The sequence below is a fragment of the Nocardioides sp. P4_G4 genome, assembly GCF_056401085.1.
The window spans coordinates 1-14,888 of record NZ_JBFUKA010000097.1 but is presented as its reverse complement, the minus strand read 5'-3'; the positions used below and the strand labels follow the sequence as shown (position 1 = coordinate 14,888).

The following is a 14,888-nucleotide window of genomic DNA, read 5'->3' as shown; positions in this document are numbered from 1 at the left end:
CGTCGGACCCCTGCGGGCCGCGCGCCGGGGCGGCGCCCGGGTCGGCGCTGCTGGGGGTGGCGCCCGCGACGAGAGCGCACGCGAGGGCACCGGCCGAGACGGCCGCGGTCAGTCGGTTCGAGGCAGGCACGCGCTCCACAGTAAAGGGATCAGGGTGACTGGAGGGGCAGGTGGGCCTGAGTTTCTTCGAGCGTGATGACTCCCGGCACGCGGCTGCCCATGCCCACGAAGGTGTCGCTGATCGCCGACACCAGCAGGTAGAGCCGCTGCCCGGCCGGCACGTCGACGGCCACGGAGGGCAGGTCGATGCGACGCGGCTCGCCCAGGACGGGGGCGGCGTCGTCCACCGGGAGCACGTTGTTCTGCACCAGCGTCGCGTCGGCCGGGCTGGTCCCCACGGCCAGGCCGTAGAAGGCGCGGCTGTGCAGGCCGAGCGCGGTCATGGTGCCGGTGAGGTGAGGAGTCCCGGCGAGGCGGAGCGGCCCCGGCGCGATCTCGTAGGCGAGCGGGGCACCGGCCGCGGTCGGACTGGCGACGGTGCCGACGGGCAGCGTCGCGGTGGGCGCGGGGGAGCGGACCGTCGTGCAGGTCGACGCCGGCGTGGCCAGGTGGAGCCGGCCGTAGCCGCGCAGCCCGGTGTGCCGACCCTTGAGCTGCTCGTCGAAGAAGCGCTTGCTCAACGCCTCGAAGGTCCCGCCGGCCAGCTGCTCCGAGCAGGGGTCGGAGGTCACCGAGATGCCGCGCGGCAGGACGCCGGGCAGCACGTGCCCGCCGTTGTAGGCGACGAAGATGCTGTGCCGGCGGGCCTGGTGGGTGATCGCCGTCCTCCAGTTGGCCAGGCCCTGCTGGAGCGGGAAGAGGCTGTCGGTCGTGCCCTGGCCGAAGAGCACCGGGATCGGCAGCCGGCGACCCTGTGCGACGTGGAAGGCCGGACCGTTCTGGGCGAAGAAGGTGGGCATGTCCTCGGTCCCCGGGATCGAGCCGTCCGGCCAGGTGCCGGTCGCGGCCCCCTCGGCCAGCGCCTTGTAGACGCGCGGCGGCAGCGCGTCGGTGGGCAGGGACGCGGCGGAGAGGGCCGCCGCCCACGCGGTACGGACCACGCCCTCGGGAGCCAGGCTCTCGTTGAGGTCGTTCCACGTGATCTCCGGAGCCATCGCGTCGAGGACGGGCGTGCCGCGGCGCTCGAGGCTCGTGAAGGCGGCCAGGAACTGGTACCCGCCGCCGTAGGAGCCACCGATCGCGCCGAGACGGGGGTCGCCCGGCCCGTCCTGGCGGACCCACGGCAGCCGGGCCATGACCCGGACCAGCCGCGCCACGTCCTTGCCCTCGACGGCCGGGTTCTCGACGTACGCATGACCACCGGACTCGCCGAAGCCGCGCTGGTCGAAGGACAGCACGCCGTACCGGCTGTCGAGGAAGGTCGCGAACGCCGCGGGGTCGGTCGTCCGCGACCCGCCCCAGCCGTGGCTGTGCCAGATCATCGGGACCGGGTGCCGGCGGGAGGCGCCGGCCGGCTTGAAGAGCGAGTAGCAGATCTCGACCGGGGTGCTCGAGCCCGGATCCGGGACCGACCTCACGCAGTCGTCGACGACCTTCACCCCGGGCGACTCGGCGGCCGCGGCGGACGGCGCCACGACCGGCGTGACCACGGGAGCGACGACCGGCGCGGCGGCGAGCAGCGGGACGACCAGGGCGAGTGCGGCGAGCTTCCTCATGACCCGACAACTGACCAGGAGGCGCGAGGTCACGCACCGAGGCGCTCGTGGCTCGTAGGGTGCCGACGTGACCGGGCGCCCCTGCAACACCTTCGTCGAGGGGGACAACCTCGACGTGCTGCGCTCCCTGGCGCCGGGCAGCGTCGACCTCGTCTACACCGACCCGCCGTACAACACCGGCAACGACTTCGCGTACGTCGACCGGTTCCGCGCCCCGGACGGCGCCCGCGCCGGCCGCCACGAGGCGTGGGCCGCGATGATGCGCCCCCGGCTGGAGGCCATCCGCGAGGTCCTCTCGGACCGGGGTGCGCTCTTCATCAGCATCGACGACAACGAGGCCGCGCGGCTGCGGCTGCTGCTCGACGAGGTCTTCGGCGAGCGCTGCTTCATCGCCCAGGTCGTGGTCAACCTCAACCCCAAGGGGCGCCAGCTCGGGCGCGGCTTCGCCACCAGCCACGAGTACGTCCTCGCCTACGCCCGCGACCCCGGCGCCTGTGCGGTGGACGCCAGCAGTGCCGAGCACGTCGACGAGGCCGACTTCCCGCTCACCGCCCCCGACGGGCGCCGCTTCCGCCACCTGCCGCTGCGCAACACCAACAAGAAGTTCAACCCCGTCACCGCGCGCACCCTGCACTTCCCGTTGTACGGCGACCCGGCCAGCGGGCGCGTCGCCACCGCCGCGTTCGAGGGATCGGTGGAGCTGCTGCCCGTCTTCGGCGACGGACGCCCGGCCGTGTGGCGATGGTCGGCCCCGCTCGTCGACGAGCGCCCCGACGACCTGGTGTGCCGCACCATCCAGGGCAAGCTCGGCGAGCGCGCCGACATCTTCCAGCGCGACTGGCTGCAACGCGACGGCGGGCGGCGCAAGAAGCTGCGCACCATCTGGCTCAGCGAGGAGATCGGCTCGACCGACACCGCCGTGGCCGAGCTCAAGGACCTGGTGGGCCACGTCTTCGAGTCGCCCAAGCCGACGGGGCTGGTGCGCCGGATCCTGGGCACGATGCCGTCGGACGTCACCGTGCTGGACCCGTTCGCCGGCAGCGGCACCACCGGGCACGCCGTGGCCCTGGCCAACGCCGAGGACCGCGGCACCCGGCACTGCCTGAGCATCAACTCACCCGAGCCGACCCGCCCCGGCTCGAACGCCCAGCTGGCCGGGCTGCCGACCGTCGCCGCGATCACCCGGGCCCGGCTCGCGGCCGTCGATGCCCGCCTGGGCGGTGGCTTCAGCGAGCTCCCGCCGCATCCTCCAGCGCCGTGAGCTCGTCGTCGAGGTGCCCGAGCAGCCGCTGCAGGTGCGGGACCGTGCGCCGGCAGCCGGTGAGCCCGAAGGCCATCTTCCCGTCGTACGACGTGCAGGTGATGTTGAGCGCCATCCCGTTGATGGGGATGGAGAGCGGATAGCTCCCGACCAGGCGGGCGCCGTTGAGGTACTGCGTCGAGCGCGGCCCCGGCACGTTGCTGATGATGACGTTGAACGGCGGCCGGACGATGCCCTGCATCCGCAGCATCGGGGTGAGGATCGACGGCGCCATGCCGATCGCGCTCATGGCCAGGATCTGCGTCGGGGTCATCGACGACAGCGCCTGCTTGCCGTCGCGCATCGAGCGGTGGATGGCGACCAGGCGGGCGGCCGGGTCGTCGAGGTCGGTGGCCAGCTGCACCATCACCGAGCCGACCGCGTTGCCGCCCTCGGCCGAGGCGACCTGCGACTGCTTGGCGTTGAGCCCGACCGGCACCATCGCCACCAGGCCGGTGTCGGGCAGGGCGTCGTGGTCGATGAGGTAGGCGCGCAGCGCGCCGCTGCACATGGCCAGCACCACGTCGTTGATCGTGGCGCCGGTCGCCTGCCCGATCGCCCGCATCCGCTCGATCGGCCAGTCCTGGGCGGCGAAGCGCCGCGACCCGGTGATCGACTGGTTGAACATCGTGCGCGGGGCGTAGAGGGACACGGCGGAGGTCTCGTTGCGCAGCCCGCGGGTGATCGTCCTGACGAGGGCCGAGGGCAGTCCCGCGGCCTCGGCGGTGAGGCCGTACGCCGAGCGCAGCGCGCTCATCGGCATCCGGGCGAGCGACGACTCGGCGTCCTCGCGGGTCCGCTGCGCCTTGGCGCTGGCCGGGCGGGCCGCCCACGGGGCCGGCATGTTGCGCTTGTCCGGGTCCGTGGTCAGGACGCTCGCCATCAGGCGCATCGCCGACACGCCGTCGACGAGCGCGTGGTGGGTCTTGGTGTACATCGCGACCCGGCCGTCGCGCAGCCCCTCCACGATGTGCGCCTCCCACAGCGGCCGCTCCCACGCGAGGCGCTGGCTGTGCAGCCGCGAGGACAGGTCGAGGAGCTCGCGGACCCGGCCCGGGCGGGGCAGGGCGCTGTGGCGCACGTGGTGCTCGATGTCGAAGTGCTCGTCGGGGACCCAGACCAGCTGGCCGGCCGTGCCCACCGAGCGGTGCGGCCGCTTGAGGAACAGCGGCGCGATCTCCTCGGGGGCGCTCATCTGGGTGTACATCTGGCGGGCGTAGTCGCGCCCCGCCCCCTCGGGCTTCTCGAAGAGCTGGAGCCCGCCGACGTGCATCGGCTGGGTGCGGCTCTCGGCGTAGAGGAACGCCGCAGACGTCGGATCGATGGGGTTGACCACGCGTTGACCTCCTGGGGTTGGGCGATCCTCGCCTGTTGTGCCCGCCTTCACAAGCAGCGTCCACGAGCGCGCGCTCCGGTGCACGTCCCGGGCGCCGTCCACGAGGGCCGTCGCGCCGCGCGCAGACGTCCGGCGGTGCAAGGATGACGCCATGGAGGCCGCACCCGGGGACGGGCCGCTCGAGGCGATGTGGAGCCGCGGTCGCACGTCGATGGGCGTCCGGGTCGCCCGGCTGCGCTCGAAGTCGTTCGCGATCGCGCAGTGCGCGCTGGCCGCCGGCGTCGCGTGGCTGGTCGCCTCCGACCTGCTGGGCCACCAGACCCCGTTCTTCGCACCGATCGCCGCGGTGGTCAGCCTCGGTACGTCGTACGGGCAGCGCCTGCGGCGGGTCGCGGAGGTGACGGTGGGCGTCGCGGTGGGGGTCATGCTCGGCGACCTGCTCGTCTACTGGCTCGGCTCGGGCTGGTGGCAGGTGTCGCTCGTCGTGGCCCTGGCGATGTCGCTGGCCTTCCTCCTCGACGGCGGCCCGCTGCTGGTCACCCAGGCGGCGGTGCAGTCCATCGTCATCACGACGCTGATCGCCGACCCGGGAGCCGCGTTCACGCGCTGGACCGATGCGCTGGTGGGCGGCTGCGTCGCGCTGGTCGCCGCGACCGTGGTGCCGGCCGCGCCGCTGCGCCGCCCCCGGGAGCAGGCCTCCGAGGTGCTGCGCAAGGTTTCGGCGCTGCTGCGGGCGGCCGCCGACGTCATGGTCGACGGTGAGGTCGAGCACGCCCTGGAGCTGCTCGCGGACGCCCGCGACACCGACTACCTGATCCAGGAGCTGCGCGCGGCCGCCGACGAGGGGCTGGACGTGGTGGCGTCGAGTCCGTTCCGGGTCCGGCACAAGGGCGGGCTGAGACGCATGGTCGAGCTGGTCGACCCGCTGGACCGCTCGCTGCGCAGCACCCGCGTGCTGGTGCGGCAGGTGGCGGTCGCGGCGTACCGGCGGCGGCCGTTCCCCGCGTCGTACCCGATGGTGACGCGCGAGCTGGCGGCCGCGGTCGACGCGGTGGCCGACGAGCTGCGGGCCGACCGGATGGCGGTCGCCGCGCAGCCCGCCCTGCTCGCCGTGGGCATGGCCACCGCCCAGGTCGAGCGCAGCGACGCGCTGTCGGTGGAGGTGGTGCTCGCCCAGCTGCGCGCCGTGGTCGCCGACCTGCTGATGCTCACCGGGATGGGACAGCTGGAGTCGACCGACGCCCTGCCGCCCCCGCGCTGACCCCTGCCGTCTCGGACCACCCCCCGGGCGTCAGCGGGCGAGCGAGTCCCGCAGCTCGGCGACGACCGAGTCCACGACGGCGGTCAGGTCGCCGCCGACCTCCTTGGCGACCGCACGCTGGCGCTGGTACGACGCCCCGCGGTGCACGACGTCGGCCACCGATCGCAGCTCGTCCTCGCAGTCCAGGCGACGGGCCACGGGCGTGAGCTTCTCGAGCAGGTCGTGCAGGTCGTCGGTGACCAGCCGCTCGCGGGAGCCGGCGTCGAGGATCACGATCGCGTCGAGGCCGTAGCGGGCGGCGCGCCACTTGTTCTCCTGCACGTGCCAGGGCGGCATGGTGGGCAGCTCCTCGCCGGCGGCGGCGCGGGTGTCGAGGTCGACGACGAGGCAGTGCACCAGCGCGGTGAGCGCGGCCAGCTCGTCGATGTCGGACATGCCGTCGCACACCCGGTTCTCGATGGTCCCCAGGTGCGGGGCGGGCCGGACGTCCCAGCGCACGTCGGACATCGAGTCGATGACCCCGGTGGTCGTCTGGTCGCCGATGCACGCCTCGAACTCGGACCACTCGCGGAACTGGAAGGGCAACCCCGCGGTCGGCAGCTGCTGGAACATCAGGGCCCGGTTGGAGGCGTAACCGGTGTCCTGGCCCGCCCAGACCGGCGAGCTGGCGCTGAGCGCGAGCAGGTGCGGGTAGGTGTTGAGCAGCGCCGACAGGACCGGCATGACGCGGTCGCGCTCGGGCATCCCGACGTGCACGTGCACGCCCCAGATGAGCATCTGTCGACCCCACCACTGGGTGCGGTTGATGAGCTCGGCGTACCGGTGCCCCTCGGTGAGCTGCTGGTGCGACCAGTCGGCGAAGGGGTGCGCGCCGGCACCGAAGAGGTCGACGCCGAGCTCGTCGGCCGCCGGCATCACCACCGCCAGGGTCGCGCGCAGGTCGGCCATCGCCTCGGCCACGCTGCCGCACACGCCGGTCACGATCTCGACCGTGTTGCGCAGCAGCTCCTTGTGGAGCCGGGCGGGGTCCGAGAGTCGCGGACTGGCCGCAGCGAAGAGGTCGGCGGCGGTGTTGGACAGGTCCCGGGTCGTCTGGTCGACGAGCGCGAACTCCCACTCCACGCCCAGCGTGGGGGAGGCCGAGGCGTGGAAGTCGAGGCGCACGACACCATGCTAGGGATGTCGGGAGGCCCCGGCCTCACCCCCACGAGCCGGATGCCACCATGGCGCACGTGGAGGAGGACACCCCTATGACCGTCCAGGACGGCACCCAGCTCGAGCAGGCCGTCGAGGCGGCCGTCGAGGCGGTCGTGGTGGCGGCCGCTGCCGAGGAGGCCGAGGCTGCCCAGGAGGCCGCTGAGGTCGCCCKGGAGCTCAACCTCAGCCTCGACCTGTGCCTGCGCATCGGGGAGGTGCTGCTCTCGTCGGGGGCCGGCGCCGCCGACGTGACGGCCACGATGCAGTCGGTCGCGCACCACCTCGGCCTGCGACACCCCGAGATCGACGTGACCTTCACGTCCTTGTCGATGAGCTACCACCGCGATCCCGCGGAGCCGCCGGTGCTGATGCTGCGCAACGTCAAGCACCGCGACATCGACTACGAGGACCTCACCCAGGTCGACCACCTCGTCCACGAGATCCTGGCCGGCCACCTCGACCTCTACCTCGCTCGGACCCGGATGGCCACGATCATGTCCACCGGGCACCCGTGGCCGCGCTGGGCGGTCACCCTCGGCTGGAGTGCGATGTGCTCCAGCGTCGCGGTCTTCCTCGGAGGCGACTGGCTGGTCGCGCTCATCGCGGCCGCCTCGGCGGCCTCCATCGACCGTATGCAGCTGCTGTTGTCGCGTCGCCGGCTGCCGACCTTCTACCTGCAGGTCGCCGGGGGAGCGGTCGCGACGCTGTGGGCCGCGGGGCTGGCGGCGACCCCGGTGGTCACCGACCTGTCCCTGGTCGTGACCGCCAACATCGTCATGCTGCTCGCCGGGATCGGCTTCATGGGCGCCATCCAGGACGCCCTGACCGGCTTCTACGTCACGAGTGGGGCGCGCATCATCGAGGCGCTGCTGGCCACGGCGGGGATCATCGCCGGGGTCAGCGGAGGCCTGTCCTTCGCCGAGGTGGTCGGGATCGACCTCGGGCAGCTGATCCCCGGCCGGGCGCTGGGCAACCACGTCCTGGTGGGCGTCGTCGGCGCCGCCGTCTGTGCGGCGGCGTTCGCGTTCGCGTCGTACGCCCCGCCCCGCGCGCTGCTCCCGATCGCCGGCACGTCGGGGCTCGCGACGTTGCTCTACTCCGTCGTGGGTCAGTCGGGCTTCGGCAAGACGTGGGCGGCCGCGGCCGGCGCCTTCGTCATCGGGATCGTGGCGTACGCCGTCGCGGGTCGGGTCCGGGTGCCGCCCCTGGTGGTCGCGGTGTCGGCCATCGTGCCGCTGCTGCCCGGGCTGTCGATCTACCGCGGGCTGTCGCTGCTGGCCACCGGCGGCTCCGGGACGTCGTACGGCATCGTCGCGATGATGACCGCCGCCTCGGTCGCCGTGGCGCTCGCGTCCGGGGTGATCCTGGGGGAGTACCTCGCGCAGCCGCTCAAGCGCGAGACGCGCCGGCTCGAGGACCGGCTGGCCGGCCCGCGCCTGGTCGGCCCGTTCCGGGCGCGCAGCAAGGGCCAGACCCGCGCCGACCGGATCACCTGAGTCCGGCCAGCACCTCCAGCCAGCGCTGCGGGCTGTCGTCGTACGGCGCGTGGCCGCCGCGCACGGCCGCCAGCACCGCCTCGCAGCTCGCCCGAGCGGCGGCGACGACGTCCGCGGGATAGCCGAAGGCCACCTGGTGCTCGGCGAACTCGTCCTCGTCGTCGACGATCACGGTGCCGTTGAAGCCGCGCACCACGTCGAGGTCGAGGTCGACGGCGCGCAGCGTGGATCCGTCCCACTGCGCCGGCGTCGTCATGTCGACGTACACCTCGACGGCCGAGTCCCCGAGGGACGGCCAGCGGGTGCCCTCGCCCGAGTAGAAGGTCGCCAGGTGCCAGGCGCCGCCCGCGGGCACCACCCCGACGTGGTCCACGCCGGCGACGTAGGAGGTGCCGGGCCGCAGGTAGGTCGTGCCGGCGGCGAAGCCGAGCCACAGTCCGTGCTCGTCGTCGCCGAGGACGACCGCGTCGTACTCCCAGTGGGGGCGTCCGCCCCACTTGGTCATCTCGCAGCGGACGCGGGTCCCGGGAGGGTGGGTCATGGACCCGTTTCTACAACGTGCGGGCGAGGAGTGCCTACCGGTCGCCGGTGACGTGCGGCGCGAGCCGGGCGACGACGTCCTGGTAGCGCGAGCCGGTGAGCTTGGCGAAGTGGTGCATGACGTGGGCGTCGGCGCCGACGAGCACGCGGGCCCGGCCGGCCAGGGCCCCGTCGAGGATGATCTGCGCGGCCCTGTCGGCGGGCATCTTGGCCAGCTTGGTGTCGAACATCGCGGCCAGCCGGTCGTGGTCCTCGCCGGCGGTGGTGCGGCCGTTGCGGGCGATGCCCGTCTTGATGCCGCCGGGGTGCACGCACGTGACGCTGACCGGGTGGCCGTTGATGAGCATCTCCTCGCGCAGGGCCTCGGTGAAGCCGCGCACGGCGTACTTGGTGGCGTTGTAGGCGCTCTGGCCCGGCATCGAGATGAGCCCGAAGAGCGACGAGATGTTGACCAGGACGCCGTCGCCGGAGGCGATGAGGTGGGGGAGGAACTCCTTGGTGCCGTTGACCACGCCGTGCAGGTTGACCCCGAGGATCCAGTCGAACTCCTCGTAGGACATGTCCTCGAAGTCGCCGGACATCGAGACGCCGGCGTTGTTGACCAGGACGTCGACGCGGCCGAGCTGGCCGACGACGTCGCTCGCCCACTGCGCCATCGCGGCGCGGTCGGAGACGTCGACGACGTCGCTGCGCACCTCGGCGCCGTGGCCCTTGACAAGGTCGACCGTGCCGGCGAGGGCGTCGGCGTCCCAGTCGGAGAGCGCGAGGAGGGCGCCGCGGCCGGCGGCGCGGACGGCCATCTCGCGGCCCATGCCGCCGCCCGCGCCGGTGATGACGACCACCTTGTCGCGGAGCGTCCTGGAGGTACGGGTCAGCGGGTTCTTCATGCGGGGATCCTCTCGTCGGTGCGGGGGGCCTCGACGTCGTAGGCGTCGACGTCGAAGCGGGAGAGCAGGGAGCGGAAGGTGAACGTCGCGCGCGGCCACAGGGTGGTGTTGCGGCCGTGGTCGTCGAGGTACCAGCTGGCGCAGCCGCCGGTCGACCACACGGTCCGCCGCATCCGGCGCTGGAGGTCGCGGTTCCACGCGTCCTGGGTGGCACGGCGCGGCTCCACGGCGGCGTACCGGTGGGCCTTCATGGTCGCGAGGGCGTCGAGCACGTAGGCGATCTGGCTCTCGATGATGAACACCATCGAGGAGTGGCCGAGGCCGGTGTTGGCGCCGACGAGCTGGAAGAGGTTGGGGAAGCCGTGCGTGGTCGTGCCCTTGTACGACGCCATCCCGCTGTCCGCCCACACCTGCGCGAGGGTGCGCCCGCCGCGGCCGTGGATGCGCTCGGCGATCGGCTGCTCGGTGGTGTGGAAGCCGGTGGCCACGACGAGCACGTCGACGGGTCGCTCGACACCGTCGGCGGTGACGATCGCGTCGCCCGTGACCTTGGCGATGGGGTCGGTGACGACGTCGACGTGGTCGCGCGCCAGGGCGGGGTAGTAGCTGTTGCTGATCAGGATGCGCTTGCAGCCGATCTCGTAGTGCGGCGTCACCGCGGCCCTCAGCCCGGGGTCCGGGATGCCGCGGGCGATGTTGAGCAGGGCCGCCTTCTTCGCCGGCAGTGCGAGCCGGGGCTCGCGGACGAAGGCGGGCACGTAGGACTCGCGACCCCAGTACGTCGCCGTCCGGTAGGCGCGCTGCACCGCCGGGACGTGGCGGAACAGGAAGCGCTCGAGGCGGGTGTAGGCCCGGTCGTTGCGCGGGATGACGTACGGCGCCGTGCGCTGGTAGACGTCCACGTGCGCCGCCACCTTCGCCACCTCCGGCACCAGCTGGATGCTCGAGGCGCCCGTGCCGATGACGGCGACCCGCGTGCCGGTGAGGTCGACGTCGTGGTCCCACCGCGCGGAGTGGAAGATCGCGCCCTGGAAGCCGTCGATGCCGTCGATCTCGGGCAGCCTCGGCTCCGAGAGCCCGCCCGACCCGCTGATCAGGGTGGTGGCGGTGACCTCGCCGCGGCTGGTGCGCACCACCCAGCGCTGGGTCTGCTCGTCGTACCGCGCCTCCTCGAGCGTCGTGTCGAAGGCGAAGCGGTCGAGCACGCCGGACTCGCGGGCGACACGGCGCAGGTAGGCATGGATCTCCGGCTGCGGGGAGAACGAGCGTGACCAGTCGGGGTTGGGCGCGAAGGAGAAGGAGTAGAGCTGGCTGGGGACGTCGCAGGCGGCCCCGGGATAGGTGTTGGCCCGCCACGTGCCGCCGACGTCCGCGTCCTTCTCGATGACCAGGAAGTCGGCCTCGCCGGCCTCGTCGAGCTTGATCGCCATGCCCAGCCCGGCGAAGCCGGCGCCGACGACCAGGTGGGTGACCGTGGTCGGGAGGGGACTGTCGGTGGTCATGGCTGTGAAGGTACTGGCGCTGTTGAATATCCGTCAATAAGGTGGGGGACGTGAGCACGCCCACAGCCCGCGTCCGGCTCTCCCCGGACCAGCGCCGCCTCCAGCTCCTCGACCTCGGGACCCTGCTCTTCGCCACCCGGGCGGTCGAGGAGATCTCCATCGACGTCCTCGCCGAGGAGGCCGGGGTCTCGCGCGGGCTGCTCTACCACTACTTCGGCAGCAAGCAGGACTTCCGCGAGGCGGTGATCCGGCACGCCGTGGAGGGCCTCGTCGAGCAGACCGCACCGCCCGCGTCGGGAGATCCGCTCGAGCGGCTCGCCACGTCGGTCGGGGTGTACGTCGACTACGTGCTCGCCAACCTCACCGGCTACCGCTCGCTGGTCCGGGCCGCGGCCGGTGGCAGCGAGGACCTGCGCTCGATCTACGAGGAGGCGAGGTCGGCGCTGACCGACCGGATCTTCCGCGAGGACTCGATGGGCGAGCACCTCAGCGACGACCCGGCCACCCGGCTGATGGTCCGCGGCTGGTCGGCGCTGGTCGAGGAGACCGTCCTCACCTGGGCGCAGGATCCCTCCGCGATGAGCCGCGAGGCGCTCGTCGCCGCGCTGGTCGGGGCGCTTCCCGCGCTGGTCGGGGTCGTCGGGGTCGTCGCGGGCGTCGCGGGCGTCGCGGAATCACCGGGCGTCGCGGAATCACCGGGCGCCCGGTGATTCCCTGGGTTCGCGCACACTGCAGCGTGCGCGAACCCACGAGAACCGTCGGGTCGTCGTACGCCGGGCGGGCAACTGGCGGCGCGCGACAGGGCTGGGCCGGAAACTGGCGGCGCGTGACAGGGCCTCGCCGGCAACTGGCGGCGCCCGACAGCCGGGAACGCGATCGACGTGTCGGCCGCCGCCAGTTTCGTCGGGGAGGCCGCAGGTAGGTGTCGGCCGCCGCCAGTTTGGTCGGGGATGCCGAAGGAAGGTGTCGGSCGCCGCCAGTTGGGCCGGGGGAGCCCGAGAGCAGCGACCTCGAGCGGCTCGGCCGGTCAGCCCGCCGGCAGGGTGACCGCGACCGTCGTGCCGCCGGGGCGCGAGTCGAGGGCCACGGTGCCTCCGTGCGCGGCGGTGATCGCCTGGACGAGCGCGAGCCCGAGGCCCGCGCCCCCCTCGCGGTGCCGGGCCGCGTCGCCGCGCACGAAGCGCTCGAAGGCGTGCTCGGCGACCCCGGGCGAGAAGCCGGGCCCGTCGTCGTGCACGTCGAAGCCGTCGGGGCGGGCGGTGACGGTGACCGTGGTGCCGGCGGGGGTGTACTTGCGGGCGTTGGTCAGCAGGTTGGTCACCACCTGGTGCAGGCGCTGCTCGTCGCCGACCACCTCGACCGGTTCGTCGGGCAGCGAGAGCCGCCACGTGTGGTCGGGCGCGACGACGCGGGCGTCGTTGACCGCCTCCATCAGCAGCAGGGAGAGGTCGACCGGCTCGCGCACCAGCGGCCGCCCCGCGTCGAGGCGGGCGAGCAGCAGCAGGTCCTCGACCAGCCCGGTCATCCGGGCCGCCTCGCCCTCCACCTTGACCAGCGCGGTGGCCTGCGCGTCGGGCTGGCGCCGGGCCAGCTCGGTGTAGCCGGCGATGGTCGCGAGCGGGGTGCGCAGCTCGTGGCTGGCGTCGGCGACGAACTGGCGCACCTGCTGCTCGCTCCGGTGCCGGACGGCCAGGCTCGCCTCGACATGGTCGAGCAGCGAGTTGAGGGCGGCGCCCACCTGCCCGACCTCGTTGCGGTCGTCCGTGAGGCGCTCGGGCACCCGGTCGGAGAGGTCGATCTCGCCCTCGGAGAGAGGCTTCTCGGCGACCCGGTGGGCGGTGGCGGCGACCTCGCGCAGCGGCGCCAGCTGGCGGCGTACGACGATCGTGCCCCCGACCGCCGCCGCGGCGATGCCCAGCAGGGTGAGCAGCGCCTCCCAGCGCACCAGCGAGGCGAGGATGTCGTGGGCGTCGTTGGCCGGCAGCCCGGCCACGGCCGTGACGCCTCGGTCCTCGGCGATGACCCGGTAGGTCCCCAGCCCCGGGAGGTCCACGTCGTGGGTGCGGTCGTCGGCGGGGACGGCGGCGAGAGCGGCKAGGACGTCCTGGTCGAGCGACACGCGGGCACCGAGGCCGCCGTCGCCGCCGCTGGTGAGCAGGATGCCGCTGCCGCCGGTGCCGTCCAGGGTGGCGCTGATGGTGCCTACGCCCTGGCCGAGGCTGCCCGGGCCGTCGTCGTGCCGACGGGAGTCGTCGCGGTCRTCGTCGAAGACCGGCGGCGGGGCGCCGTACGCCCGGGTCAACGACGCCCGCACGTCCGCGTCGAGGCGGTCGTCGAGGTAGGAGCGCATCGCCAGCGTGGTCGCCAGCGCGATGAGCACCGAGACCAGGGCGACCAGCGCGACCGCGGTCACCACCAGTCGCTGGGTCAGCGTCCTCACGGTGCGGACTCCTGCGCCGCCCCCGGGGTGACCGACTCCGGGGCGGCCGACTCCGGGGCGGCCGACTCCTGGAGGGCGGGCTTGAGGACGTAGCCGGCGCCGCGCATCGTGTGGATCATCGGCTCCCGGCCGGCGTCGATCTTCTTGCGCAGGTAGGACACGTAGAGCTCGACGACGTTGGCCTGGCCGCCGAAGTCGTACTGCCAGACGCGGTCCAGGATCTGCGCCTTGCTGAGCACCCGGCGCGGGTTGCGCATGAGGAAGCGCAGCAGCTCGAACTCGGTGGCCGTCAGGCCGATCTCGACGCCACCGCGGCTCACCTCGTGGCTGTCCTCGTCGAGGGTGAGGTCACCGACCGACAGCACGTTGGAGCTCGCGGCCTGCTGGGCGCCCGAGCGGCGCATCAGGGCCCGCAGCCGGGCGACCACCTCCTCCAGCGAGAACGGCTTGGTCACGTAGTCGTCGCCGCCCGCGGTGAGACCCGCCACCCTGTCCTCGACGGCGTCGCGGGCGGTGAGGAACAGCACCGGTACGTCGGGCTGCGTCGCACGCAGCCGGCGCAGCACCTCGAGGCCGTCGAAGTCCGGCAGCATGATGTCGAGCACGACGGCGTCGGGCCGCATGTCGGTCGCCTCGCTGACGGCGGTCCGGCCGGTGTGCGCCATCCGCACCTCCCAGCCCTCGTAGCGCAGGGCCATCGCGAGCAGCTCGGCGATGTTGACCTCGTCGTCGACGACGAGCACGCGGACCGGGGCGCCGTCGGGCCTGGTGAACTCCATGTCGGTCATCCTGCCCCCGGTTGCTGTGAGCCTGCTGTGCGCCTCCTGTGCCCGGGGTCGGACTCCGGGACCCGGGCTCAGGAGTTGCTGGAGTCGTCCGGCTGGGCGTCGTCGTCGTCACCGTCGGTCGGCGGCGCGGGCACCGCGCCGGGCGGCAGCTGGCCGGGCACCTGCCCGAAGGACCCGCGGTCGTCGTCGCCCGGACCGCCGGGGATGCCGCGCTCCATGTGCCCGAACCGGTCACCGGGGCCGTGGTCGTCGCCCGAGACCGCCGCGCCGATCGCGCCGCCGGCCACGCCGCCGATGATGAGGCCCGCGAGCGTGCCCGCGACGAGGGCGCCGACGCCGAAGGTGCGGCTGCCTCCGTCCGCCGTACCGCGCCGCAGGCGGTCGCGCCACGACCGCCCCTGGCCCGGGTCGTGGGCGGGCGGGACG

General features: G+C 73.3%; 13 protein-coding genes. 4 read left to right on the top strand and 9 right to left on the bottom strand.

Going from position 1 to position 14,888, the window contains the following annotated elements; translation table 11 throughout:
- Positions 1–149: 149 nt before the first annotated feature.
- Positions 150–1,715, bottom strand: coding sequence for a CocE/NonD family hydrolase (locus tag AC1DQF_RS18620; protein WP_477526721.1), 1,566 nt, complete (start codon positions 1,713–1,715; stop codon positions 150–152).
- Positions 1,716–1,782: 67 nt separating this feature from the next.
- On the opposite strand from AC1DQF_RS18620, the gene AC1DQF_RS18615 reads away from it, so the two are divergent.
- Positions 1,783–2,976, top strand: coding sequence for a site-specific DNA-methyltransferase (locus AC1DQF_RS18615; RefSeq protein WP_477526720.1), 1,194 nt, complete (start codon positions 1,783–1,785; stop codon positions 2,974–2,976).
- On the opposite strand, the gene AC1DQF_RS18610 is transcribed toward AC1DQF_RS18615, so the two are convergent.
- Complete coding sequence (locus tag AC1DQF_RS18610; RefSeq protein WP_477526719.1) at positions 2,942–4,351, bottom strand: WS/DGAT/MGAT family O-acyltransferase; 1,410 nt, start codon at positions 4,349–4,351, stop codon at positions 2,942–2,944. The two genes, AC1DQF_RS18615 and AC1DQF_RS18610, sit on opposite strands and share 35 nt — an antisense overlap.
- Positions 4,352–4,502: 151 nt before the next feature.
- Between AC1DQF_RS18610 and AC1DQF_RS18605 the strand changes: the two genes are divergently transcribed.
- Entirely contained in the window at positions 4,503–5,612 is a 1,110-nt protein-coding gene (locus AC1DQF_RS18605; RefSeq protein WP_477526718.1) for an FUSC family protein, read from the top strand.
- Between the two features lie 30 nt (positions 5,613–5,642).
- Here AC1DQF_RS18605 and AC1DQF_RS18600 read toward each other — a convergent pair whose 3' ends face one another.
- Positions 5,643–6,776, bottom strand: a complete 1,134-nt coding sequence (locus AC1DQF_RS18600) for a glutamate--cysteine ligase (protein ID WP_477526717.1) — start codon at positions 6,774–6,776, stop codon at positions 5,643–5,645.
- An 86-nt stretch (positions 6,777–6,862) separates the two neighbouring features.
- On the opposite strand from AC1DQF_RS18600, the gene AC1DQF_RS18595 reads away from it, so the two are divergent.
- Positions 6,863–8,305 carry a threonine/serine exporter family protein gene (locus tag AC1DQF_RS18595; RefSeq protein WP_477526716.1) on the top strand — a complete coding sequence of 481 codons (1,443 nt, stop codon included), beginning with the start codon at positions 6,863–6,865 and terminating at the stop codon, positions 8,303–8,305.
- On the opposite strand, the gene AC1DQF_RS18590 is transcribed toward AC1DQF_RS18595, so the two are convergent.
- The 3 genes from AC1DQF_RS18590 to AC1DQF_RS18580 are packed head-to-tail and all read right to left on the bottom strand — an operon-like array spanning position 8,298 to position 11,234.
- The gene (locus tag AC1DQF_RS18590; protein ID WP_477526715.1) at positions 8,298–8,846 is read right to left on the bottom strand and encodes a DUF402 domain-containing protein; all 549 of its coding nucleotides are present in this window, start codon (positions 8,844–8,846) and stop codon (positions 8,298–8,300) included. The two genes, AC1DQF_RS18595 and AC1DQF_RS18590, sit on opposite strands and share 8 nt — an antisense overlap.
- A gap of 34 nt (positions 8,847–8,880) precedes the next feature.
- Positions 8,881–9,732, bottom strand: a complete 852-nt coding sequence (locus AC1DQF_RS18585; protein ID WP_477526714.1) for an SDR family NAD(P)-dependent oxidoreductase — start codon at positions 9,730–9,732, stop codon at positions 8,881–8,883.
- Positions 9,729–11,234, bottom strand: a complete 1,506-nt coding sequence (locus AC1DQF_RS18580) for a flavin-containing monooxygenase (protein WP_477526713.1) — start codon at positions 11,232–11,234, stop codon at positions 9,729–9,731. The genes AC1DQF_RS18585 and AC1DQF_RS18580 overlap by 4 nt, the downstream gene beginning before the upstream one ends.
- Before the next feature lie 50 nt (positions 11,235–11,284).
- Between AC1DQF_RS18580 and AC1DQF_RS18575 the strand changes: the two genes are divergently transcribed.
- Positions 11,285–11,944: a TetR/AcrR family transcriptional regulator gene (locus AC1DQF_RS18575; RefSeq protein WP_477526712.1), complete on the top strand. Its 660-nt coding sequence runs from the start codon at positions 11,285–11,287 to the stop codon at positions 11,942–11,944.
- A 317-nt stretch (positions 11,945–12,261) separates the two neighbouring features.
- Here the strand turns inward: AC1DQF_RS18575 and AC1DQF_RS18570 are convergent, their stop codons facing one another.
- From AC1DQF_RS18570 to AC1DQF_RS18560, 3 genes are all read right to left on the bottom strand, one after another.
- The gene (locus tag AC1DQF_RS18570) at positions 12,262–13,674 is read right to left on the bottom strand and encodes a sensor histidine kinase (protein WP_477526711.1); all 1,413 of its coding nucleotides are present in this window, start codon (positions 13,672–13,674) and stop codon (positions 12,262–12,264) included.
- Complete coding sequence (locus AC1DQF_RS18565) at positions 13,671–14,453, bottom strand: response regulator transcription factor (RefSeq protein WP_477526710.1); 783 nt, start codon at positions 14,451–14,453, stop codon at positions 13,671–13,673. Before AC1DQF_RS18565 ends, AC1DQF_RS18570 begins: the two co-directional genes overlap by 4 nt.
- A 77-nt stretch (positions 14,454–14,530) precedes the next feature.
- Positions 14,531–14,888, bottom strand: a 358-nt coding sequence (locus AC1DQF_RS18560) for a hypothetical protein (RefSeq protein WP_477526709.1), incomplete at its 5' end; no start/stop codon positions are given.